27 protein-coding genes are annotated in these 22,873 nt (G+C 59.0%); 11 read left to right on the plus strand and 16 right to left on the minus strand.

Going from position 1 to position 22,873, the window contains the following annotated elements; all coding sequences use genetic code 11:
* Nucleotides 1-104: 104 nt before the first annotated feature.
* The gene (locus KFS80_RS00330) at nt 105-1,778 is read right to left on the minus strand and encodes a DEAD/DEAH box helicase (RefSeq protein WP_053122275.1); all 1,674 of its coding nucleotides are present in this window, start codon (nt 1,776-1,778) and stop codon (nt 105-107) included.
* Between the two features lie 424 nt (nt 1,779-2,202).
* On the opposite strand from KFS80_RS00330, the gene KFS80_RS00335 reads away from it, so the two are divergent.
* Nucleotides 2,203-2,994, plus strand: a complete 792-nt coding sequence (locus KFS80_RS00335; RefSeq protein ID WP_212543698.1) for a crotonase/enoyl-CoA hydratase family protein — start codon at nt 2,203-2,205, stop codon at nt 2,992-2,994.
* Nucleotides 2,995-3,095: 101 nt separating this feature from the next.
* On the opposite strand, the gene KFS80_RS00340 is transcribed toward KFS80_RS00335, so the two are convergent.
* A complete protein-coding gene (locus KFS80_RS00340; RefSeq protein WP_053122388.1) occupies nt 3,096-3,851 on the minus strand; it encodes a spermidine synthase in 756 nt (251 codons plus the stop codon).
* Nucleotides 3,852-4,001: 150 nt separating this feature from the next.
* Here KFS80_RS00340 and KFS80_RS00345 point away from each other — a divergent pair, with 150 nt between their 5' ends.
* Nucleotides 4,002-5,348 (plus strand): class II 3-deoxy-7-phosphoheptulonate synthase, encoded by a 1,347-nt coding sequence (locus tag KFS80_RS00345; protein WP_003226774.1) that lies wholly within the window; start codon nt 4,002-4,004, stop codon nt 5,346-5,348.
* Between the two features lie 99 nt (nt 5,349-5,447).
* Here the strand turns inward: KFS80_RS00345 and KFS80_RS00350 are convergent, their stop codons facing one another.
* Both KFS80_RS00350 and KFS80_RS00355 read right to left on the minus strand, forming a co-directional pair.
* Entirely contained in the window at nt 5,448-6,677 is a 1,230-nt protein-coding gene (locus KFS80_RS00350; RefSeq protein WP_212543699.1) for a winged helix-turn-helix domain-containing protein, read from the minus strand.
* A 64-nt stretch (nt 6,678-6,741) separates the two neighbouring features.
* Nucleotides 6,742-6,957 (minus strand): DUF1127 domain-containing protein, encoded by a 216-nt coding sequence (locus KFS80_RS00355; protein ID WP_053122393.1) that lies wholly within the window; start codon nt 6,955-6,957, stop codon nt 6,742-6,744.
* A 97-nt stretch (nt 6,958-7,054) separates the two neighbouring features.
* On the opposite strand from KFS80_RS00355, the gene KFS80_RS00360 reads away from it, so the two are divergent.
* A complete protein-coding gene (locus KFS80_RS00360; protein WP_172680137.1) occupies nt 7,055-7,909 on the plus strand; it encodes a LysR substrate-binding domain-containing protein in 855 nt (284 codons plus the stop codon).
* Here the strand turns inward: KFS80_RS00360 and KFS80_RS00365 are convergent.
* Nucleotides 7,899-8,648 carry a sulfite exporter TauE/SafE family protein gene (locus tag KFS80_RS00365; protein ID WP_172680136.1) on the minus strand — a complete coding sequence of 250 codons (750 nt, stop codon included), beginning with the start codon at nt 8,646-8,648 and terminating at the stop codon, nt 7,899-7,901. The two genes, KFS80_RS00360 and KFS80_RS00365, sit on opposite strands and share 11 nt — an antisense overlap.
* A 111-nt stretch (nt 8,649-8,759) precedes the next feature.
* Here KFS80_RS00365 and KFS80_RS00370 point away from each other — a divergent pair, with 111 nt between their 5' ends.
* The 3 genes from KFS80_RS00370 to KFS80_RS00380 all read left to right on the plus strand — a co-directional run bounded on the left by KFS80_RS00370 (nt 8,760) and on the right by KFS80_RS00380 (nt 10,902).
* Entirely contained in the window at nt 8,760-9,716 is a 957-nt protein-coding gene (locus KFS80_RS00370) for a LysR family transcriptional regulator (protein ID WP_212543700.1), read from the plus strand.
* 72 nt (nt 9,717-9,788) lie between these two features.
* The gene (locus tag KFS80_RS00375) at nt 9,789-10,244 is read left to right on the plus strand and encodes a MarR family winged helix-turn-helix transcriptional regulator (protein WP_172680138.1); all 456 of its coding nucleotides are present in this window, start codon (nt 9,789-9,791) and stop codon (nt 10,242-10,244) included.
* 238 nt (nt 10,245-10,482) lie between these two features.
* Entirely contained in the window at nt 10,483-10,902 is a 420-nt protein-coding gene (locus KFS80_RS00380) for an organic hydroperoxide resistance protein (protein ID WP_212543701.1), read from the plus strand.
* A 144-nt stretch (nt 10,903-11,046) separates the two neighbouring features.
* Here KFS80_RS00380 and KFS80_RS00385 read toward each other — a convergent pair whose 3' ends face one another.
* Entirely contained in the window at nt 11,047-11,616 is a 570-nt protein-coding gene (locus KFS80_RS00385) for an elongation factor P (RefSeq protein ID WP_007908599.1), read from the minus strand.
* 48 nt (nt 11,617-11,664) lie between these two features.
* The gene (gene earP, locus KFS80_RS00390; protein ID WP_212543702.1) at nt 11,665-12,807 is read right to left on the minus strand and encodes an elongation factor P maturation arginine rhamnosyltransferase EarP; all 1,143 of its coding nucleotides are present in this window, start codon (nt 12,805-12,807) and stop codon (nt 11,665-11,667) included.
* Nucleotides 12,808-12,931: 124 nt separating this feature from the next.
* On the opposite strand from earP, the gene KFS80_RS00395 reads away from it, so the two are divergent.
* Together KFS80_RS00395 and KFS80_RS00400 are read left to right on the plus strand one after the other, a co-directional pair.
* Nucleotides 12,932-13,342, plus strand: a complete 411-nt coding sequence (locus KFS80_RS00395; RefSeq protein ID WP_212543703.1) for a hypothetical protein — start codon at nt 12,932-12,934, stop codon at nt 13,340-13,342.
* A 2-nt stretch (nt 13,343-13,344) separates the two neighbouring features.
* Nucleotides 13,345-13,827, plus strand: a complete 483-nt coding sequence (locus KFS80_RS00400) for a GreA/GreB family elongation factor (protein ID WP_053122286.1) — start codon at nt 13,345-13,347, stop codon at nt 13,825-13,827.
* Between the two features lie 9 nt (nt 13,828-13,836).
* On the opposite strand, the gene cysB is transcribed toward KFS80_RS00400, so the two are convergent.
* The 5 genes from cysB to KFS80_RS00425 form a co-directional block, all read right to left on the minus strand.
* Nucleotides 13,837-14,811 carry an HTH-type transcriptional regulator CysB gene (gene cysB / locus KFS80_RS00405; RefSeq protein WP_007908591.1) on the minus strand — a complete coding sequence of 325 codons (975 nt, stop codon included), beginning with the start codon at nt 14,809-14,811 and terminating at the stop codon, nt 13,837-13,839.
* 112 nt (nt 14,812-14,923) lie between these two features.
* Nucleotides 14,924-15,427, minus strand: coding sequence for a universal stress protein (locus KFS80_RS00410; protein ID WP_212543704.1), 504 nt, complete (start codon nt 15,425-15,427; stop codon nt 14,924-14,926).
* A gap of 98 nt (nt 15,428-15,525) precedes the next feature.
* Complete coding sequence (locus KFS80_RS00415; protein ID WP_053122291.1) at nt 15,526-16,431, minus strand: 5'-nucleotidase; 906 nt, start codon at nt 16,429-16,431, stop codon at nt 15,526-15,528.
* A gap of 30 nt (nt 16,432-16,461) precedes the next feature.
* The gene (locus KFS80_RS00420) at nt 16,462-17,418 is read right to left on the minus strand and encodes a putative 2-dehydropantoate 2-reductase (protein WP_212543705.1); all 957 of its coding nucleotides are present in this window, start codon (nt 17,416-17,418) and stop codon (nt 16,462-16,464) included.
* Nucleotides 17,415-17,801, minus strand: a complete 387-nt coding sequence (locus tag KFS80_RS00425; RefSeq protein ID WP_053122294.1) for a thioredoxin family protein — start codon at nt 17,799-17,801, stop codon at nt 17,415-17,417. The genes KFS80_RS00420 and KFS80_RS00425 overlap by 4 nt, the downstream gene beginning before the upstream one ends.
* On the opposite strand from KFS80_RS00425, the gene KFS80_RS00430 reads away from it, so the two are divergent.
* Entirely contained in the window at nt 17,800-18,243 is a 444-nt protein-coding gene (locus KFS80_RS00430) for a PilZ domain-containing protein (protein ID WP_053122296.1), read from the plus strand. The genes KFS80_RS00425 and KFS80_RS00430 overlap by 2 nt on opposite strands.
* 130 nt (nt 18,244-18,373) lie before the next feature.
* Entirely contained in the window at nt 18,374-19,450 is a 1,077-nt protein-coding gene (locus KFS80_RS00435; RefSeq protein ID WP_053122298.1) for a 3-deoxy-7-phosphoheptulonate synthase, read from the plus strand.
* Between the two features lie 60 nt (nt 19,451-19,510).
* Here KFS80_RS00435 and KFS80_RS00440 read toward each other — a convergent pair whose 3' ends face one another.
* The gene (locus tag KFS80_RS00440) at nt 19,511-19,792 is read right to left on the minus strand and encodes a GNAT family N-acetyltransferase (RefSeq protein ID WP_003226804.1); all 282 of its coding nucleotides are present in this window, start codon (nt 19,790-19,792) and stop codon (nt 19,511-19,513) included.
* Between the two features lie 636 nt (nt 19,793-20,428).
* On the opposite strand from KFS80_RS00440, the gene oprI reads away from it, so the two are divergent.
* A complete protein-coding gene (gene oprI / locus KFS80_RS00445; protein ID WP_003199355.1) occupies nt 20,429-20,680 on the plus strand; it encodes an outer membrane lipoprotei OprI in 252 nt (83 codons plus the stop codon).
* Between the two features lie 126 nt (nt 20,681-20,806).
* Here oprI and KFS80_RS00450 read toward each other — a convergent pair whose 3' ends face one another.
* The 3 genes from KFS80_RS00450 to KFS80_RS00460 all read right to left on the minus strand — a co-directional run bounded on the left by KFS80_RS00450 (nt 20,807) and on the right by KFS80_RS00460 (nt 22,871).
* On the minus strand, nt 20,807-21,778 hold the full coding sequence (locus KFS80_RS00450; protein WP_159811584.1) for a L,D-transpeptidase family protein: 972 nt from the start codon (nt 21,776-21,778) through the stop codon (nt 20,807-20,809).
* A 136-nt stretch (nt 21,779-21,914) separates the two neighbouring features.
* Complete coding sequence (locus KFS80_RS00455) at nt 21,915-22,208, minus strand: hypothetical protein (RefSeq protein WP_007908575.1); 294 nt, start codon at nt 22,206-22,208, stop codon at nt 21,915-21,917.
* Nucleotides 22,209-22,265: 57 nt separating this feature from the next.
* Complete coding sequence (locus tag KFS80_RS00460) at nt 22,266-22,871, minus strand: arylesterase (protein WP_053122303.1); 606 nt, start codon at nt 22,869-22,871, stop codon at nt 22,266-22,268.
* Nucleotides 22,872-22,873 lie beyond the last annotated feature (2 nt).

The raw sequence follows: 22,873 nt of genomic DNA on the forward strand, positions 1-22,873 counted from the left end.
GGAGCTGCCGAAGGCTGCGATCTTTTGATCCTGAAAAACAGGCAAAAAAAATCCCCGAACCAGTCGGGGATTTTTTATCTGCGATCAATCAGCCCAAGGGCGAATTAATCTTCGCGGTAGCGACGCAGCTTCAACTGCTTACCGGCAACGCGAGTGTCCTTCAGTTTGGTCAGGAGTTTGTCCAGACCATCTTCCGGCAGCTCGACGAGGCTGAAGCTGTCACGCACCTGGATGCGACCGATCGCTTCACGGGCCAGACCGCCTTCGTTGAGGATGGCGCCCAGCAGGTTTTTCGCAGCGATACCGTCACGCGCACCCAGCGCGGTACGGCAACGAGCACGGCCTTCGCCCAAAGGCATTGGCGCGCGACGCTCGCGGTCACCACGATCAGGACGATCGCCAGTGCGCTCAGGACGGTCGCCACGCGGTGCATTGTTCGGCACCAGTGGACGTTCCTTCTCGATTGCAGCCAGGTTCAGCGCTTGACCGTTGGTGGCTTTGCGCAACAGCGCAGCAGCCAGAGCACGCGGAGTGCAGCCGATGTCTGCGGTCAGACGATCGAGCAACTCACCGTGAGTCGATTCAGCATCAGCCACCAGCGGCGACAGGCTGTTGGTCAGTTTCTTGATGCGCGCATCGAGAACGGCTTGAGCGTCCGGCAGGCGAACTTCAGCAACCTTCTGACCGGTTACACGCTCGATCACTTGCAGCATGCGGCGCTCACGTGGAGTCACCAGCAGCAGTGCACGACCTTCGCGACCGGCACGGCCAGTACGGCCGATACGGTGAACGTAGGACTCTGGATCGTACGGCATGTCAACGTTGAACACGTGAGTGATGCGCGGAACGTCCAGACCACGAGCAGCAACGTCGGTCGCCACAACGATGTCCAGTCGGCCATCTTTCAGCGAGTCGATAACGCGCTCACGCTGGTTCTGGGCGATGTCACCGTTCAACGCGGCGGCTTTGTAGCCTTTGGCGTCGAGGGCGCTGGCCAGATCCAGGGTCGCTTGCTTGGTGCGCACGAACATGATCAGGGCGTCGAAGTCTTCCACTTCCAGCAAGCTGAGAACAGCCGAAGTCTTCTGGTCAGCGTGAACCAACAGGTGAGCCTGTTCGATCGCGGTAACGGTCTGGGTCTTGGTCTGGATCTTCACGTGTTGCGGATCGCGCAGATGGCGTTCGGCAATGGCGCGGATCGACTGCGGCAAGGTGGCCGAGAACAGTACGGTCTGACGGGTCGGTGGCAGAGCCTTGAAGATAACTTCGAGGTCGTCCATGAAACCCAGTTTGAGCATTTCGTCCGCTTCGTCGAGAACCAGGTGGTTCACGGTCGACAGGACTTTTTCGTCACGACGCAGGTGGTCGCACAGACGGCCCGGGGTAGCGACAACGATCTGTGCGCCATTACGGATTGCTTTCAGTTGCGGGCCCATCGGCGCGCCGCCGTAAACGGCCACAACAGTAACGCCTGGCATTTGCTTGGCGTAGGTTTCGAAAGCGGTTGCTACTTGCAGCGCCAACTCACGGGTTGGCGCCAGGATCAGGGCTTGCGGCTCGCGCTTGGCAGGATCGATGCGGTGCAGGATCGGCAGGGCGAATGCGGCGGTTTTACCCGTACCGGTTTGCGCCTGACCAATCATGTCTTGACCGGCCATGATGATCGGGATCGATTGCTGCTGAATAGCCGAAGGTTCTTCGTAGCCAGTCGCGATGACGGCTGCAAGAATGTTCGGATTAAGATTAAAAGCGGCGAAGCCGCCGGTTTCCTGGGTCATGGGTCTGCCTCTAAGTGCATCCGCAAAGACCCATGCTCCAAAGCTGCGCATGCCGTGTTGAGACTCAAGAGTCGCCCTGGCTGCTTTGTCGGCGGGGATTTGCGAAAACGAATGAATGAAAAAAAAGAATCGTCCGGGAAGAGCCCGCAGTGCGGACGTGCAGCCGAAGCTGACTTCGGGGAATTGCGCTACCTAAACGCGGCCCGGTTAAAGGCCGGCGCGCACTATACCGGAAATTGCCCAAAAAGGGAGCTTTTTTTATCGGCAAAATGCGTGTGTCACCGCTGTGTAATGGGGTTTTGCGGATAATCGTTCCAAGGTCTATTTTTCAAAGGCCCGGCCCTGCGGGCGATGACGCTTAAACGATTCACCGACATGCGGCATTCCGTCGCTGCACCCGCCCTTCCCGCCCGAGGATCTACCGATGAATCAGCCCTGCGCCGGCCGCGTCAGCCGAGAACGTCGTGGTCACGTCCACCTGATCGGCCTGGATCGAGCGGCCAAGCGCAATGCTTTCGACCTCGACCTGCTCAACGACCTGAGCCTGGCCTATGGCGAATTCGAAGCCGACAGCGAGGCGCGGGTGGCGGTGGTGTTCGGCCATGGCGAACACTTTACCGCCGGTCTGGATCTGGTGAATGCCAGCTCAGCATTGGCCGAAGGTTGGCAAGTTCCGACCGGCGGTTGCGATCCGTGGGGTGTTTTCGTCGGGCCACGGGTGAGCAAACCGGTGATTGTCGCGGCGCAGGGTTATTGCCTGACCATCGGGATCGAGCTCATGTTGGCGGCGGATATCAATCTTTGCGCGAGCAACACCCGCTTCGCGCAAATGGAAGTGCAGCGTGGGATTTTTCCTTTTGGTGGCGCGACTTTGCGTTTTCAACAGATTGCCGGCTGGGGCAATGCGATGCGCTGGCTGCTGACCGGCGATGAGTTTGATGCGCACGATGCGTTGCGCTTGGGGTTGGTGCAGGAAGTGATGGCCAGTGAAGATTTGTTGCCTCGGGCGATTGAATTGGCGGAGCGGATCGCGCGACAGGCGCCGTTGGGGGTGCAGGCGACGTTGATGTCGGCGCGACAGGCGCGGTATGAGGGTGAGACGGCGGCGACGCAGGGCTTGCCGGCGTTGGTGAAGAAGTTGTTGGCGAGTGAAGATGCCAAGGAGGGCGTGCGGTCGCTGGTGGAGCGGCGACCCGGGATCTTCAAAGGAATTTAACCCCTGTAGGAGCTGCCGAAGGCTGCGATCTTTTGATCTTGATCCTATAAAAACAAGGTCAAAAGATCGCAGCCTTCGGCAGCTCCTACATGGGTTACGGCTCAGGTCGCGGGGCGAATCGCGTTGATCAACGACTGCAACGAATACCCCAACCGCGGCGCCAGCGCTTCGGCCCGCGCAGTCAACGCCTGCATGTCCAGTTCCTGATCGAGATCCGCCGGCACCAGCAGAATCACATTGCCCTCCTTCACCGGCAGCTCCCAGTAATGCCGGTGATAGAGCCCGCGCAACAGCGCCGCGCCCAATGGCTGGCCATCATCGGTGGCCCACTGATTGATCACCAGCCAGCCGCCCGGATTCAAACGCTTCTGGCAGTCACCGAGAAAACCCCAGGCCAGATGCCCGACACCCGGGCCGACGTCGGTGTAGAGGTCGACGAAAATCAAATCCGCTGGCTCCGCCGTCGGCAACAACTCCAGCGCATCGCCGACACGAATGTACAGACGCGGATCGTCGTCCAGTCCCAGGTATTCGATCGCCAGACGCGGCACGTCCGGGCGCAACTCGATGGCTTCAACATCTTCCAGTGGCAGAAACTTGAGGCAGGCCTGGGTCAATGTCCCCGCACCCAACCCGAGAAACAGCGCGCTGTCCGGTTGCTCATGGCACAACGCGCCGATCAGCATCGCGCGGGTGTAGTCGTACTCCAGCCAGCTCGGGTCAGCGGTGAACACGCAGCTCTGCTCGATCGCATCGCCGAATTCGAGAAAGCGGTAATCGGCCACTTCCAGCACGCGAATCACGCCGAACTCATCCTGTACTTCGGCGAGCAGATGCTCGACGCGCTCCTCAGTCATTTCGTCTCCTGATGGTCACCGGGCGCGGTGACGCGATGGCACCGCTGTGGCGCCGTGGCAAAGCGGCGATTGTCGGCGAAGGGGCGGGAGCAGGTCACGCACTAATTGCTGCTAACATGGCCGCCCGTGCGTAGAACCTTAGAGACCGTGATGAGCCAACCGTGGAGCCCTGACAGCTGGCGCGCCCTGCCGATCCAGCAACAACCCCAATACCCCGACGCCGCGCACCTGCGCCAGGTCGAGCAAACCCTGGCCAGTTATCCACCGCTGGTGTTTGCCGGCGAGGCACGCGAGCTGCGTCGACAGTTTGCCGAAGTAACTCAGGGCCGGGCGTTCCTGCTTCAGGGTGGCGATTGCGCAGAAAGCTTCGCCGAATTCTCCGCGGCGAAGATTCGCGACACCTTTAAAGTGTTGCTGCAAATGGCAATCGTCATGACCTTCGCCGCCGGTTGCCCGGTGGTCAAAGTCGGGCGCATGGCCGGTCAGTTCGCCAAGCCGCGTTCGGCCAACGACGAGACCATCGACGGCGTGACGCTGCCGGCTTATCGAGGCGACATCGTCAACGGCATCGGTTTCGATGAGAAGAGCCGCGTACCGGATCCGGAGCGTCTGCTGCAGTCCTATCACCAGTCCACCGCGACGCTGAACCTGCTGCGCGCCTTCGCTCAGGGCGGTTTTGCCGACCTGCATCAGGTGCACAAGTGGAACCTCGATTTCATCGCCAACTCGGCGCTGGCGGAGAAGTACAGCCACCTCGCCGACCGCATCGATGAAACCCTGGCGTTCATGCGCGCATGCGGCATGGACAGCTCGCCGCAACTGCGCGAAACCAGTTTCTTCACCGCCCACGAAGCGCTGCTGCTGAACTACGAAGAAGCCTTCGTGCGCCGCGACAGCCTGACCAACGATTACTACGATTGCTCGGCGCACATGCTGTGGATCGGCGACCGCACCCGTCAGCTCGACGGCGCTCACGTCGAATTCTTGCGTGGCGTGAACAACCCGATCGGCGTGAAAGTCGGCCCGAGCATGAACCCGGATGATCTGATCCGCCTGATCGACGTACTCAACCCGGACAACGATCCGGGTCGCCTCAACCTGATCGCGCGGATGGGCGCGAACAAGGTCGGCGATCACCTGCCGGCGCTGATCCGCGCGGTGCAGCGTGAAGGCAAGCAAGTGCTATGGAGTTCCGACCCGATGCACGGCAACACCATCAAGGCCAGCAGCGGCTACAAGACCCGCGACTTCGCGCAGATCCTTGGCGAGGTGAAGCAATTCTTCCAGGTGCACGAAGCGGAAGGCAGTTATGCCGGCGGGATTCATATCGAGATGACCGGGCAGAACGTCACCGAGTGCATCGGTGGAGCGCGGCCGATTACGGAAGACGGCTTGTCGGATCGCTATCACACGCATTGTGATCCACGGATGAATGCCGATCAGTCGCTGGAGTTGGCATTTTTGATTGCTGAAACCCTCAAACAAGTTCGCCGCTAAACCGCCTGGCCACCGCCCCTGTAGGAGCTGCCGAAGGCTGCGATCTTTTGATGTTGTTTTTTAGGATCAAGATCAAAAGATCGCAGCCTTCGGCAGCTCCTACAGGGGGCCGTCGATTTTGGCCAATGCCACCCGCAACCGCAGCGCACTCTCGCGCTGACAATTGAGCTGCACCCGCGCCAGCCCCAACCAATCCGCCATCCGCTGCAAATTCATCGCCAGCGCCAACATCCCCTCTTCATCCAACCCCGGCTCTTCCTCGTGCACCGCATGCACCGCCAACCGCCCCGACGCTCGCTCAGCGCGTAAATCAACCCGCGCGGCAATCCGTTCATTGTGCAAAAACGGCAACACGTAATAGCCGTAAACCCGCCTGTCCTGCGGCGTGTAAATCTCCAGCCGATAGCGGAAATCAAACAACCGCTCGGTGCGGCTGCGCTCCCAGATCAACGAATCGAATGGCGACAACAGCGCACTCGCCGTCACCTTACGTGGGATTTTCGGCTCCGGCAGGCAATAAGCGATCTGCCGCCAACCGGCCACTTCGCACATCTGCAATTGCCCCGCCTCGACCAGTTCCGCCAGTCGTGGTCGCGCATCCGCTGGATTCAAGCGGAAGTAATCACGCAGGTCTTTCTCAGTGCCGACACCCATCGCCTGCACCGCATGCAACAGCAATCCCCGTTGCGCCTCGGCTTCATCCGGCAATGCCTGCTGCAGGATCGAAGAAGGAATTACCCGCTCCGGCAAATCATACAAACGCTCAAAACCACGTCGCCCCGCCACCGTCACTTCACCAGCCGCAAACAACCACTCCAGCGCATGCTTTTCCGCGCTCCAGTCCCACCATGGCCCGGCCTTGTCTTCGCGGGTCGACAGACTGCCGGCGCCCACCGCGCCCTGCTCTTGCACCGAACTCAATACGCGACGCACCACGTCCTGCTGCTCGCGACCAAACTTCGCCAGTTGCTGATAAATATCCTCGCCGCGCCGCGCTCGCTGCATGCGCCAAGCCATCAACGGATACATCGACAGCGGCAGTAACGATGCTTCATGGCCCCAATATTCAAACAACGTGCGACGTCGCCCCGAACTCCAGGCAGCCTGGTCGAGCAAGTCAGAAGAATAGGAACCGAGACGGGAAAACAGCGGCAGGTAGTGCGAGCGCACCACGGCGTTGACGGAGTCGATTTGCAGCAGGCCCAGCCGTTCGATCAGCCGGTTGACGTGAGCGGCTTTGACGGTCGGCGGCTGGCGCCCGTTGAACCCTTGGGCAGCCAGCGCCAGTCGTCGCGCCTGTTTGAGGGAAAAGGACAGTGTCGCGGGCATGAGCATCTCCTTGTCTGCTCGCAACCTACCTCACCTGAAAGTGGTTTGTGTAGCGGCGCCCTCATCATTTATGCATCGGGTCGTCCCAGAATGGCCGCACGGTTTCGTGCTCGACGTCGGCACGACTGACCCCGATGTCCTTCAACGCTTCGTCGCTCAGACTGGCGAGCAACTCACGTTCACGGTGCAAATCGTACCAGCGGCTAAACTTGTGCAGCAGATCGGAAACGATGTGACCGCTGAATTTTTCTTCGCCTGCAAACTCTCTTTGACCTTTCATCGTGTTGCCCTCCGTTGTGGATGGCTCAAGTCTCTGCCTGGCGCTAAGATCAATCCAACGAATGTTTCTGATGGCATGCATCACGGAGATTCATCAATTGTCCGCCTACCCCAGTATCGATACCGATGTCCTGCGTACCTTCGTCGCGATTGCCGATCAGGGCGGTTTCACCCGCGCCGGCGAAATGGTCAACCGCACGCAATCGGCGGTGAGCATGCAGATGAAGCGTCTGGAAGAGGACGTGTTGCAGCGCCAATTGTTCGAGCGTGATGGACGTCAGGTGCGCCTAACGGCTGAGGGCCAGGTGCTGCTCGGTTATGCGCGGCGCATTCTTAAACTTCACAGTGAAGTCTTCAACACGCTGCGCGAGCCGCACATGGTCGGCACCGTGCGCATCGGTACGCCGGATGATTACGTGATGCGTTTTCTGCCGGGGATTCTGTCGCGATTCGCCCAGTTCTATCCGCTGATTCAGATCGAAGTGCATTGCGAGTCGACCAAGCAACTGTTGCAGCGCACCGATCTGGACTTGTCGATCGTCACCCGCGAGCCGGGCAATGAGATCGGCCAACTGCTGCGCAAGGAGCGTTTCGTCTGGGCCGAGGCGCAGAACTTCAGCGCCCACGAACAAACGCCGCTGCCGCTGGCGATGTTCAACAGTGATTGTTTCTGCCGCTTGTGGGCATGCAATGCGCTGGACGCGATGGGCCGCGACTACCGCATCGCCTACAACAGCACCAGTTTGTCGGCGCTGATGGCGGTGGTGAGCGCGGGTCTGGCGATCACCGCGCAACTGGAAAGCCTGATCACCCCGGACATGCGCATTCTTGGTGCCGACCAAGACCTGCCGTTGCTGCCCGAGGCGAGCATCATGCTGGTGCGCAACCTGAACAACCCGTCGCCGATCACCGAGTGCCTGGCCGAGCACATCGTCGAAGGCTTCAAACTTTAAACGCGAGCATCACCGCACACAGCACCAGAAAACCGCAGAACAGCCCACGCAGGAGTTTTTCCGGCATCGCGTGGGCGACTTTTACACCCCAACTGATGCTGGCCAGACCACCGATGGCCAGCGGCAGGCCGATCATCCAGTCCACTTCGTGATGCACCGCGTACGTCACCAGCGTTACGCCGGTGCTCGGCAATGCCAGCGCCAGCGATAAGCCCTGAGCAACCACTTGGGTGGTGCCGAACAGACTGGTCAAAACCGGCGTCGCCACCACTGCCCCGCCAACCCCGAACAAACCGCCCATGGTGCCCGAGGCCGCGCCGAGCACGCCGAGCCACGGCCATGAGTAGCGCATCTCCGACGTCGCGGCGGGTTGGCGACCGAACATCTTCAACAGGTTGTAAACCGACAACACCACCAGAAAAGCGACGAAGCCGATGCGCATGGTTTGCGCGTCGATACCGACAGCCCAGATCGAACCGATCCAGGCAAAGCAGAACCCCATCACCGCCAGCGGCAGCGCGTGGCGCAATTCAATGCGATTGCGCTGGTGATAACGCCACAGCGCCAGCATCACGTTCGGCACCACCATCACCAGCGCCGTGCCTTGGGCGATCTGTTGATCAAGGCCAAACCAAACACCGAGCAGCGGAATCGCGATCAGGCCACCACCGATGCCGAAGATGCCACCGAGGGTGCCGAGTGCGGCGCCGAATAACAGGTACAACAAAAACTCCATCACAGCCGAATTCCTCTTACGTCAGGCGAATCATCCTACGCAGTCGCGGCTGGCGGGGAAACGCACAGCAACGCACAATGGCTATGCCGATTTCGCACAAGCATCGAGTTCGCCATGAATCCCAATCAACTCACCGACCAGCTCGGATTGTTTCTGGATGTGCTGGAGAGCGGCAGTTTTTCTGCCGTCTCGCGCCGCCATCCGCTGACGCCATCAGCCATTGCGCGACGGATCGACAGCCTGGAAAGCGCCGTGGGCAGCCAGTTGTTTGTCCGCAGCACTCACGCGGTGCTCGCCACGCCGGCCGGGCTGGCGTTCGCCGAACGCGCACGTCGAATCGTAGCTGAGCTGCAACTGGCTCGCGCCGAAGCCGTGTCTTTGAGCAGCGCGCCGGAAGGTTTGATTCGGGTTGATGCACCGGCGGCGTTCGGGCGCAGGCATCTGGCGCCAGTGATTGCCGACTTTCTGGTGCTATATCCGGGACTCGATGTGCAGTTGCACCTGATCGACAGTTTTGTCGACATGGGCGGTTCCAATCTCGGCAAGGTCGATCTGGTGCTGCGCGCCGGGCAACTGGCGGATACGCGATTGGTCGCCACGCCGCTGGCGAGCATGGTGCGCATCGCTTGTGCGAGTCCTGACTATCTCAAGCGCCGCGGCGTGCCGAGCACTCCAGCGCAATTGAGCGAACATGACGGCCTCGACTGGGAAGGCCTTGCCCCGCCGTTCGCCTGGCGCTTCGAGCAGGACGGGCAGCTGCAATTGCATCGCCCGGCGCGCATTCGCATGAGCGCCAACAATGCCGAAGCCTTGGTGTGCGGGGCACTGGCCGGTTTGGGCATTGCGCATCTGCCCTCGTGGCTGGCCAGTGAATACTTGCTCCGCGGCGAATTATTGCCACTGTTTTGCGCCGACGGTCTGCCGAAACCGGAAACCACCGGCATCTACGCGTTGCGCATGGAACAACAAACCCACTCGCGCAGCCGCTTGCTTCTGGAATACCTGAAAACGCGCTTCAGCCCTATACCGCCGTGGGATCTGGCGCTGCAAAGGGATCTCGGCCGGCACTAGCGCTGGAAAATTATCTGGCGCATTAAACACTCGAGCGCTAGATTCATGACCATCAACGATCAAGGCGTAGACATGACTTCCGAACGCGACACCTGCGACGACCTGCTGCTCGACAATCAAGCTTGCTTCGCCCTGCATTCCACCTCGCTGATGATGACCAAGGTGTACAAACCTTTGTTGCAAGCGCTGGGGCTGACCTATCCGCAGTACCTGGCGATGATGGTGTTGTGGGAAAAGGATGGTTTGACGGTCGGGGAAATCAGCACAAAGTTGCTCACCGATCCGGGGTCGCTGACGCCACTGCTTAAACGGCTGGAGGTTGAAGGGTTGTTGAGCCGCACGCGCAGCCGAGAGGATGAGCGGGTCGTCATCGTCGAGTTGACCGCCAAGGGGCGTGAGCTCAAAGAGAGCGCCCAAACCGTTCCGCAATGCATTCTCGGCGCCAGCGGTTTCTCCATCGAACGCCTGCAAAACCTGCAAGCAGAGCTACAAGCTCTGCGCAGTCACCTGCAAAACAGCCTCACCTGACTCCACCCTCTCCCCCTGTAGGAGCTGCGGCACGCTGCGATCTTTTGGTTTTTTTAAGATCAAAAGATCGCAGCGTGCCGCAGCTCCTACAAGTGTTTCAACAAACAATCGCCAATCAACGCGAATCATTTTTTAAAATTTATATTGCGCGCTAAATATTCGTGCGATACATTCACTTCGCACTTACTTAGCGCGCAAACAATTAGCGCAACACATCACACCCTACGAGGCTCTCACCATGCAAACTCTCTACACCGCAATCGCAACCTCCACTGGCGGCCGTGATGGTCGCGCGATCTCCAGCGACAACATCCTCGACGTCAAACTCGCCACCCCGAAAGAACTCGGCGGTGCTGGCGGCGCAGCGACCAACCCTGAGCAACTGTTTGCCGCTGGCTACTCGGCCTGCTTCATCGGCGCACTGAAATTTGTCGGCAGCCAGACCAAACGCAAGATCCCGGATGACGCGTCGATCACCGCCCACGTCGGCATTGGTCAGATCCCCGGCGGTTTTGGTCTGGACATCGATCTGCACATCAGCCTGCCCGGCCTGGAACAAGCCGACGCGCAATCGCTGGTCGACGCCGCGCACCAGGTCTGCCCGTACTCCAACGCCACCCGTGGCAATGTCGACGTACGCCTGCACGTTACTGTGTAAACAAAGCAAAAGATCGCAGCCTGCGGCAGCTCCTACACCGATCCCTGTAGGAGCTGCCGCAGGCTGCGATCTTTTGATCTTTCTTTCAGACACAAAAAAGCCCGACTCAATGGTCGGGCTTTTTCTTTCCGCAAAAACCGGTGCTTATTTAGCACGGCCTTTGTAGGAACCGCCCTCGCGGGTGTCGATTTCGATCTTGTCACCGATTTCGATGAAGTCAGCAACTTGCAGCTCAGTACCGTTGGCCAGTTTGGCTGGCTTCATGACTTTGCCGGAAGTGTCGCCACGAGCCGAACCTTCGGTGTAGTCAACTACGCGCACGATGGTGGTCGGCAGCTCTACGGAAACCAGACGCTCTTCGAAGAAGATCGCTTCGCAAACATCGGTCATGCCTTCTTCAACGAAAGGCAGAACGGCTTCGATGTCTTCAGCGTTCAGCTCGTACATGGTGTAGTCAGTGGTGTCCATGAACGTGTAGGTGTCGCCGCTGATGAAGGACAGGGTCGCTTCTTTACGGTCGAGGATTACGTCGTCCAGTTTGTCGTCAGCGCTGTAAACGATCTCGGTCTTGTAACCGGTCAGCAGGTTTTTCAGCTTGGTCTTCATGATCGCGCTGTTACGGCCCGACTTGGTGAATTCAGCTTTCTGAACCAGCCAAGGATCGTTCTCGAGACGGATCACGGTACCGGGTTTCAGTTCTTTACCAGTTTTCATTGCGAATATCCGAATTTGGATGGGATTTACAAAAATCTAGGCCGCGTATCATATCCAATTTAGGTAAAACTGTACCAGCGCTGCGGCAAGATCGGCCTGCAAGCCTTGTTCCAGACACCATTTTTCCGCATTTCCCTGCAGTTCTGGCCAGTGTTTGCGGCTTGCCAGCCAGTGTTCACCGATTGGTTGACCGGCACTCCACGCCCGCCACAGACCGTTCATCGCCTCAGCAGCCGCCGGCGACAAGCCTTTTGTGTAAAGCGCGAGGAAGGCGTCGAGCTTGTCCAGATGGATATCTTCGTCCTGCTGATAGATGTGCCAGAGCATCGGCCGCCCCGCCCATTGCGCACGCACGAACGAATCTTCGCCACGCACCGCATTAAAATCGCAGCACCACAGCAGATGATCGTATTGATCCTGTCGGACGAACGGCAGCACTTGCACGGTCAACGAATGGCGTACATGAATCGCGCCGACACTCAGCGTTTCCACGTCCAGCCACTGGGCGACATCACCCAGCACGCGCCCTTCCGGCACCAACAGATGCGTCGGCTGACTGTCCGCCGCCAACACATCAAGCCAACTGGCCAGCCCTGCGTTCTCGTAGGCAAACAGCGAGATCAGTTGCGCACCCTCGGCGCGATCAATCCCCAGACCTTGCAAGAATGTTCGCTGCGCTTGGGCGTCTAGCTGAAATTGCCTACGACGCTCAAGCAATCCGCGCTCACGTAGCAAACCGCCTGTCCCCGGCTGGAATCCCGGAAAAAAGAAGAACTTCTGCACGGTTTTGTATTTGACCGACGGCAGTCCATGGCAACCGATCACCCAGTCTTCGGCGCTCAGATAGTCAAGGTTCATCCACAGCGGCGGCTTCTCGCGCTCGGCCATGGCGTCCATGTAATCACTCGGCAGCTGACAGGCAAACGCAGCGATCACCACATCGGCCGCCTCGGTGTGCAGCCACTCGCTCGGCCAGTGCCGCACCTCGACGCCTTGCTGAAATTGCTGCGCGACGTTGATATCAATCTCGGGACAGATACGCTCAAACGCACGCAGATCATCGACCCACAAGCGCACCGGCAAAGCATGCTCAGCGACCAATTGCCGAGCCAGACGCCAGGTCACGCCGATGTCGCCATAGTTGTCGACCACGGTGCAGAAAATATCCCAGCGGGGTTTCAGTTCCGACATTCAAGACTCCCGTTGGCAAAAGCTGCAATTGTCCGCATAAATCACCTCGCGCAGAAGAGCCGACGGCGATTAATCTTCGTGCGACAATCGCCGCTCGCCCGTCATCATCCGCCAGGAGGCAGCCATGCCCTACCGCCCAAACCCGCGTCGCCCCTTGCCTGTTCAGCTTAGTGCGCTGCACCTGACCGGCAGCATTGCTTTGGGCATGTGGCTAGGTTTTCTCGCCATCGCGCTGACCTGCTGGGTGCTTTCCCGTTTTCTGTTCGCTGAACAATTGGCGCCGGTCGCTCAAGCCGTTCAGCAAGTCGCCAAACCTCCAGCGGCGATTCCGGTTCAGCCGGACATTCCGCCGCAAAGCCAACTGTTCCAGCAGTACGAAGAAAACCTGCGCAAAAATGAACAGCAGGCTCGTCTAGATCAGGCGCGCAACAGCAGCCGCAATCAGTCGAACCCCAACTGCCAGTTCTGGCTGCAGCAAGATCAGACCGCTCCAAGCGAAAAATCCCGCACCAACGTTTTGCAATTCTGCGATTGACCATGAACAAGCACACTGTCCACCAACTGATTCTCGACAAGCTGCGCATCGACCTCGACATCGCCGAACGTGCGGCGCAAACCGCCTACGAAACCGCGACCCACGAAGAGAACATCGCCGAAAACAAGTACGACACGCTGGGACTGGAGGCGTCGTATCTGGCGGCGGGTCAGGCAAAACGGGTCGAGGAAATTCGCCAGTCACTGGCGCTGTGCCAGAACCTGACGCTGCGTGCCTACGATGAAAACCGCGGCATCGAAGTCGGCGCCCTGCTCGGTCTGGAGGATGAAAAGGGTCGCGAGCAATGGCTGTTTCTGGCGCCGGATGCGGCAGGCCTGAAAGTCGACGTGGTCGGTCAGCCGATTACCGTCATCACCCCGCGCTCGCCGCTGGGCAAAAGTCTGCTGGGCAAGTGCGAAGGTGATGAGGTGGAGATTCTGGTGGCGGGCACCCGGCAACAGTTTGCTGTCACCGAGGTGCTCTGATTCAACGGATCAGTGAACCGGCAGTTCGACGCCGTCGAACAGTTCTTCCAGTTCCTGCTTGTTGTGGCACTGAATGGCTTTGGCCATCACTTCGCGGGTCAGGTGCGGCGCAAACTTCTCGATGAAGTCGCACATGAAACCACGCAGGAAGGTGCCGCGACGGAAACCGATCTTGGTGATGCTCGACTCGAACAGCTCGCTGGCGTCCAGCACTACCAGGTCGTTGTCGAGTTTGGTGTCGACTGCCATTTTCGCGACGATGCCCACGCCCAGACCCAGACGTACGTAAGTTTTGATCACGTCGGCGTCGGCAGCGGTGAACACCACTTTCGGCGTCAGGCCGCGATGGCTGAAGGCTTCGTCGAGTTTCGAACGGCCGGTGAACCCGAACACGTAAGTCACGATCGGGTATTCGGCCAGTGCTTCCAGAGTCAGCTTCGGCAGTTTGGTCAGCGGGTGACCCTGCGGCACGACCACGCAGCGGTTCCAGCGGTAGCACGGCATCATCACCAGATCGCCGAACAGTTCCAGCGCTTCGGTGGCAATGGCGAAATCGACGGTGCCGTCAGCGGCCATTTCAGCGATCTGCATCGGCGAACCCTGGTGCATGTGCAATGCGACGTCAGGGTATTGCTTGATGAAATTGCTGATCACCGGCGGCAAGGCATAACGCGCCTGGGTGTGCGTGGTGGCGATCGACAGGGTGCCCTTCTTCTCGTTGGAGAATTCCTGAGCGATCTGCTTGATGCTTTCGACCTTGCGCAGAATCTCACCGGCGGTGGTGATGATGCGCTCGCCGGCCGGGGTGACGCGGGTAAGGTGCTTGCCGCTGCGGGCAAACACTTCGACGCCGAGTTCGTCTTCCAGCAGACGGATTTGTTTACTGATGCCCGGTTGCGAGGTGTAAAGGCTTTGGGCTGTAGCGGAAACGTTGAGGTCGTGGTGCGCCACTTCCCAGATGTAGCGCAATTGTTGAAGCTTCATATGTATCCCTCAAAGCAGGTAGACGCCACGGGCATCAGCGACGGTATATAACTATATTAATGGTTTGAAGAATAAATCTAGAACTTTTTTGTCAAAGTGCCATTATTCTGCTTCAGCGATCCTCACTGCGCCGACGCTCAACCAGCGGCACCAGATAAACCGGCACCTTCGATAATTGCAGAACCCGCGCCGCCGTTCGCCCCAACGGCGTTTCCGCGCCAACCCCGTGGCTATGACTGCCAACGATCAGCAAGTCGACAGAGAGTTTCTGCACCTGGTCGAGAATCACCTGTGACGGATCACCCTGCAGCACGCGCACCGCGCGAATCCGCTGCAAGTCTTGTTCGCCTTCATCGCGCAATTCTTCACGAAAGCTTTCCAGCACCCGCTGCTCGATATTGGCGATGACTGTTTTCAGACCTTGGCTATGAAATTCGTTCAATGCCTGCTCATCGAGATAGCTCTGCAACACCGATTCGGCGAACAGCCCCATCGGCTCCACCGCGTGCACCACGTACAGGTCAGCATTGAATGTTCGCGCCAACGCCAGGGCATGCTGCATCACTAACGGTGCGTACAGACCGAGGTCAGTGGCATACAGCATCGAACGAATCATATGACCTCCTCGCAAGCCAACATGGCGGAGATTTGATTCAGCTTAGCAGTGCCTTGGCGACTACGACGTGCGGCGCAACGTCTTGAACCGTTTGGGCTTTAGACCGCTGGTTCGTTGCTGATGCCGTGGGGGACATGGCCCGTGGCAACCACTTCGCGGGCCGCCTCGCAATGCCCGGCCTGATCGTCGAAAAACACGTCAGCGGCGAACGCTTCGAGGAACGCCGATTTGGTCAGACCACCGAGGAACAGCGATTCGTCGAGACGAATATCCCACTCGCGCAACGTGCGAATGACCCGCTCGTGCGCCGGTGCCGAACGCGCGGTAACCAGCGCCGTGCGGATCGGGCAATCGTCATCGGGGAATTCGCGCTGGAGCAAATTGAGTGCGGCCAGAAATCCTTTGAACGGGCCGCCACGCAACGGTTCGCGGGCTGATTCGCGCTCCTTGGCCTGAAACGCTTCCAGCCCGCCGGACTGATACACACGCTCCGACTCGTCGGAAAAAATCACCGCGTCACCGTCGAAGGCGATGCGCAATTCGTCGCTGGCCGCACGGCTGGCGCCACCGGACAGAATGGTTGCGGCGGCAAAACCAGCGTCCAGCGCCGCACGCACATCCTCGGCGTGGGTCGACAGAAAAAGATCACAACCAAAGGCTTTCAGATACGGATAAGGACTGCGTCCGCCGACAAACGCCGCGCGGGAAATCGCCAGCCCGTAATGGTGAATCGAGTTGAACACGCGCAGGCCAGTGTCGGCGCTGTTGCGCGACACCAGAATCACCTCGACCCGCGCGCGGCCGAGGCGACTGTTGAGTGCCAGGAGTTTTTCCACCAGCGGGAAGGCATCGCCGGGCGCGAGAATCTCGTCTTCGTGTTCGATCTGATATTGCCGATAGGCTTCGACGCCGCTCGACAGATACACCTTGTGGCTCTCGCTCAGGTCGAACAAGGCCCGCGACGAAATCGCCAGCACCAGTTTGTCATCGATGTTCTTGGCCATGCCTTCCCCCGCCCCTTACAAAAAACCGACCTAAACGTTGCGTCGGTCGATAAAGCTTAAATTGCGGTACAGCGCTTCGATACGCGGCAAGTCACAGCCTGCCGCTTTCGCTGCCGCCAGTGGTCGAGCGTAGATCGCTTCGAGTTCCAGCGGACGCTTGTGTAAAAAATCGTGGTACATGCTCGGCCAGTAGTCGGGCATTTTCTCGGTCATCGTGAACAGGAAACCGGCGTAACCGGGCGGCATGTCGTGGCCGCAGGCTTTGGCGCCCTCAACCACTTCGGCCATCAATGCCTGGATGTGCGCGCGGCTGTCGGCATCTGCCATCAACGGCGTGGTGCCCGCGCCGAGCAACACCGAGAGACCGTTGTAAGGGATATTCCAGACCAGTTTCTGCCAGCGCGCCTGGTGCAGATTGGGCATCGCTTGCGAATCAAGACCGGCGGTACGGAACAGCTCGGCGCCCTGCTCGACGATCGCCATGCGCGCGACATCATCAATCGCCGAGCCGCTGTGATAACCAACGTTGACCGCGCCGAGCGCCTGATGCGTCACCAGACCCGGCCCCTCGCGATGCACGCAGATCAGGCACAGACCACCGAGCAGATGCAACGAATCAGGCAACAGCGCACGTAAACTGTCTTCGACATCCAGACCGTTTTGCAGCAACAGCACTTTCGCATCCGGCTTGGCGGCTTGAATGATTGCCGGCGCCAGATCAGCGTTGCTGGTGGTTTTTGCGCCCACCAGCAGCCAGTCACACTTGGGCATGTCTTCAGCTGACGAATAGGCTTGCGCCGGGTTCAGCGTCATCTGGCCATGCACCGCGCTGTTCACCTGCAAGCCACGCTCGGCGACTGCCGAGAATTCGCTGCGCAACAGAAAGTGCACATCAAAACCGGCCCGCGCCAGCATCACACCGTAAAATCCCCCGATTGCGCCGGTACCAATAATCCCGATCACCGGCTTATTCACTGCCGCCATCATGGCAACTCCTCTGCAATTCGACCCAGCGCCTGCGCCAATGCTTCGTTGAGTGCATCGGCGGTCAGGCGTGCGTGCACCGCCCCAAAGAACTCGCCGTCGCGCACTACAAACAGCGCCGGCAAATGAAAGACCTGATAACGCTCGACCAAACCACCGTTGTCGCCGGCGTCGATCCAGCACAAGCGATCGGCCGCCAGCGCCATCCCCGGCAATACTTCGCGGGCATAGCGGCAACTCGCGCAGCCGACACTGGTGAAAATCACCAGGGAAACGCCGCTCATCGCCAGCAGCCGTTGGTCGGCGTCGAAATCGGTCAGTTCTGATTCGACCACTATACTGGGGGAAACAATGTCAAATGGCCGACACAGGGAGTCTGTGCTCATGGGACGTTTCATTCCTCATCCGGACGAGGTGCCGGTTGAATTAACCTTGCTCAAGCCTGAATGTATTTCCAGGCAACAGCTGCACACTATCAGCCTCGGCGGCATCGCTTGCAATTACCACCGTGCCTGGCGCCATGGCACGGCGCTGCAAGTGCGCATGCCGACGCTCAACACCGACATCTGTTATCCGGGCTACGTGGCGTGGTGTTTGCGGCGTAAAAAAGGTTATCTGGTGGGCATCGCCTTTACCGATGAGCAGACGCTGTTCAGCGCACGAATGGGTGAGCAGGTGTGTCAGATCGAGCGCTACTGCCGCATGAACGAAACCCACGATGATCTGCAGGAAATTCAGGCTGTGGCCCTGCAATGGGTCGAGCAACACGCCGATGAGTTCTCCCATGACAGCGTGCGCAAGGCTTTTGCGCAGCCAGCGCTGGACTAAAGCACCTTTTGCCCATTGTCGAGCAGGCGCTTTACGCGCTAAGGTTCCGCTCCCCGACGCGCTTAAATCTGCTGTGCTCCGCCGCGCGGGGATCGCTGGCGGCCGGCACCCGTGACCTGACGAGTAAACGATGGCTGATTTACCGATCAACGACCTAAACGTCGCCTCTAACGAGACCCTGATCACTCCTGATCAGCTCAAGCGTGATATCCCTCTGAGCGACGCCGCGCTGCGCACCGTCACCAAGGGCCGCGAAGTCATTCGCAACATTCTTGATGGCACCGACCACCGTCTGTTCGTAGTGATCGGCCCGTGCTCGATCCACGACATCAAGGCTGCCCACGAATACGCCGATCGCCTGAAGGTGCTGGCGGAGGAAGTCTCCGACACCCTGTATCTGGTCATGCGCGTGTATTTCGAGAAGCCGCGCACCACCGTCGGCTGGAAAGGTCTGATCAACGATCCGTACCTGGACGACTCGTTCAAGATTCAGGACGGCCTGCACATCGGTCGCCAGTTGCTGCTGGATCTGGCCGAAAAAGGCCTGCCAACCGCCACCGAAGCCCTCGACCCGATCTCCCCGCAGTATCTGCAGGATCTGATCAGCTGGTCGGCCATCGGCGCGCGCACCACCGAATCGCAGACTCACCGTGAAATGGCTTCCGGCCTGTCCTCGGCGGTCGGCTTCAAGAACGGCACTGACGGCGGCCTGACGGTTGCGATCAACGCCTTGCAGTCGGTCTCCAGCCCGCACCGTTTCCTCGGTATCAACCAGGAAGGTGGCGTGTCGATCGTCACCACCAAAGGCAACGCCTACGGTCACGTGGTGCTGCGCGGTGGCAACGGCAAGCCGAACTACGATTCGGTCAGCGTTGCCCTGTGCGAACAGGCGCTGAACAAAGCCAAGATCAAGCCGAACGTGATGGTCGATTGCAGCCACGCCAACTCCAACAAGGATCCGGCCCTGCAACCATTGGTGATGGAAAACGTCGCCAACCAGATCCTTGAAGGCAACCAGTCGATCATCGGCCTGATGGTCGAAAGTCATCTGAACTGGGGCTGCCAGGCGATTCCGAAAGACCTCGCCGATCTGCAATACGGCGTGTCGATCACCGATGCCTGCATCGACTGGTCGGCCACCGAGACCACCCTGCGCAGCATGCACGCCAAGCTCAAAGACGTGCTGCCGAAACGTCAGCGCAACTGATCGAGGTTTCGCAGGCATAAAAAAACGCCGGGCAATGCCCGGCGTTTTTGTGTGTGCGATTCAGATCTTCGCGGCGCGGCGCTGGTGGCGCTCCATATAGCGCTCGACGTAGGAGCACGACGGGATCACCGTGTAGCCCATTTCTTCGGCGTACTGCAGCGCGCTTTCGGTCAGCGCTGCCGCTATGCCTCGGCCACGCAGGGCGTTGGGCACGAACGTGCGATAGATATCCAGGGTCTGTTTCCCCAGATCCATATAGGTCAGATAGGCACGATGACCGTCCACATTGGTCTCGAACTGATGACCAGCCTGGTCATGGTGGATGGACAACGCCTCGCTCATCACTACTCCTCGCGGGTCTTGAATTCTGACCCCTACCTTACCGATGTTTTTCCGGCGAAGGAACATCTACGCCACCCCGTGCCTGTTGGACACCGAGAAGAGCCACACCGATCTCGCGCAACCGAGCACCTGATAAATAGTAGGCACCATTGGCAAAAATGCTCAAGGTGCGCTCGTCATCAAGCCAGTTGACGGGGGTTGCTCCGATGGACGCAGGGGTGGCGTGGGAGAAGATCTTCCCGGGCCGCTCACCTGAACATTGCCGGATGTTGAGACTTAAGACGTGCAGCCTTTTTTAAAGTCACCTCACGAAACATAAAGATAGGTGATGCACCACGCAAAATCGCAATGAAAGTATGGACGAATTGATATAGACAGACTTTAGCCAAGACTGCAAAAACAACCATCACAACGGGAACTTTTTCCCATTAACTCGCTCAGCGCGGGGCTTGTAGCTGTTTATTTTTTAAACAGCGCAGTTAAAAGTTGCTCGAAAAAGAATCAACGCCTACAATTTTTTTTGCATCTTGCGCTACGTCAGTTTACTTACTACAAGTAATGGGTAGTATGTACGCCGGCTATTTCCTCAATCGGAGGAGACAGTCACTTAATTGAAAGTCCTTGAAGGGGAACACGATGAACAACGTTCTGAAATTCTCTGCTCTGGCTCTGGCCGCAGTTCTGGCTACCGGTTGCAGCAGCGCATCGAAAGAAACCGAAGCACGTCTGACCGCTACTGAAGACGCAGCTGCTCGCTCCCAGGCTCGTGCAGACGAAGCTTACCGTAAAGCTGATGAAGCTCTGGCTGCTGCTCAAAAAGCACAACAGACTGCTGACGAAGCTAACGAGCGTGCTCTGCGCATGCTGGACAAAGCTAGCCGCAAGTAATAGTCCTTCGGGATTGTTATCAAGCCGATCCGATGTCTGGATCGGCTTTTTTGTGCCTGGTACTTTTGTCCGGGCAATAAAAAACCCGCCGACGCTTTTGGCATCGACGGGTTCTTGATCGCCAGCTTACTGCTGCAGATCGATCGGCGCACTCGAGACAATCGGCGCCGACGCACTCGGCGTGCCGATTTCTGTCGGCAGACCATCTTCAGCGGCGACCACATCGCGCACTACATCCCAGTTCACCCGCAGATTACTGGTGACGTCTTCACGCTTGAGCATCGCATTGATGACCGCCGTGTGTTTGTCGACCACCGACGGGTTGCCCTTGTCGTCGATCGGCGTGTGCGCTTCCAGGTACACCTTGCCGCCACTGCTGCCGAACTTGTAGGCATCGTTGATGATGCGCACCGACGTGCCGACCGGCACCATGCTAGCCATTTCCAGCACGTTGTTGTTGAACATGCGGAAGCAACCGTGGCTGGTACGCATGCCGATACCGAATTTCTTGTTCGAACCGTGAATCAGGTAACCCGGCGTGCCGAGGTTGAACTTGAACGGCCCCAACGGGTTGTCCGGGCCGGCCGGCACGACGTTCGGCAGCGGATCGCCATCAGCGGCGTGCTCAGCCTTGATCGACGCTGGCGGCGTCCAGGTCGGGTTCGGCGTCTTCGCGGTGATGGTGGTGTGCGCGATCGGCGAACCCCAACCTTCACGGCCAATCCCCAGCGGGAACGTGTAAACCACGTTCTTGCCCTTAGGGAAGTAGTAGAGGCGGTACTCGGCGAGGTTGATCACGATGCCTTCGCGCGGGCCCGGCGGCAGGATGAAACGGGTCGGCAGGACGATTTCTGTGCCGGCGCCCGGCAACCAGGCATCGACGCCCGGGTTGGCCGCTACCATTTCCGAATAGCCCAGATCGTAGGTCGTGCCCAGATCGGCGAAGGTGTCTTCGTACTTGGCTTTGATCACCTGCACCTGACCGATGATGTCTTCACCGGGTGGTGGCAGGGGAAACTCCAATGCAGCAACGGGACCGGCCACACACAGGGCGGCAAGTGACAGGCAGCGGGTGACGGCAGGCAAGCGCGGCAACATCCGGAAAATCCTTCGCATGATCAACAAGGGTATAAGAGCGCGATTGTACACCGCACCTAGAGTATTCGGGGAGACAGCCCGATAGGCTGGCGAAACTCTTCATGTAGGAGCTGCCGCAGGCTGCGATCTTTTGACCTTAAAGCTCGAAACGCAGCTCCGGCCAGATCGGCGACGTGCCACGCTTCTGCGACTCCAGAATCGCCCGGCACAGCGAGCACAGACGCTGATCCTGAAACACCCGGCGATCAACACTCGACCAGCGCGGTTGCGCCGGCAGCAGGCTGCCACACAGGGTTCGATCAGCCGAGCCACCAAGTTCGAGCTGACGCGTCACCAAATGCACCCGCACTTCCTGGCAGGCGAACAGATCCAACTGCTCGTCAGGCTCGATCAGTTGGTAGGCAAACAGGGACCAGGCAGAACGCGACATCTGGGGCTCCGAATAAGGGGGCGCCACATTAGCCGAAAGCCTGCCCTTAGAAAAGCCTCATAACAGCGGTTTTAGCGTCGGCCAGACATTTTCCAGCAACTTGCCCTGAGCCCCGACCGCCGGGTGTAATCCATCGGCCTGCATCAAGTCCGGATGACCGCCGACGCCGTCGAGGAAAAACGGCACCAGCGGGATCTTTTTATCGTCGGCGAGTTTGCCGTAGACCTCGGCAAAAGCATCGGTGTACCGCTTGCCGTAGTTGGGTGGCAGCTGCATGCCGAGCAACAATACCTTGGCGCCGCTCTGGCGCGAGCTGTCGATCATCGAGGCAAGATTTTGTTGCAATTGAGTTGGCGGCATTCCGCGCAAGCCATCGTTGCCGCCCAGTTCGAGGATCACCAGTTCCGGCTTATGCTCTGCAAGCAGCGCCGGCAGGCGCGCCTGGCCTCCGGCACTGGTGTCGCCGCTGATCGAGGCATTGACGACTTTATCGTCGAAACCCTCCTGTTTGAGCCGTTGTTCGAGCAACGACACCCACCCCAAGCGGGTATCCAGCCCGAAACCGGCGCTGATACTATCGCCAACGATCAGGACAGTACCCGCCGCTGCGTTCTGGGCCATGCACATAACGGCCAGGCCAGCACTCAAAAACCACACACGCATCG

The sequence above is a fragment of the Pseudomonas rustica genome (genome assembly GCF_018336155.1).
Classification (GTDB): Bacteria; Pseudomonadota; Gammaproteobacteria; order Pseudomonadales; family Pseudomonadaceae; genus Aquipseudomonas; species Aquipseudomonas rustica.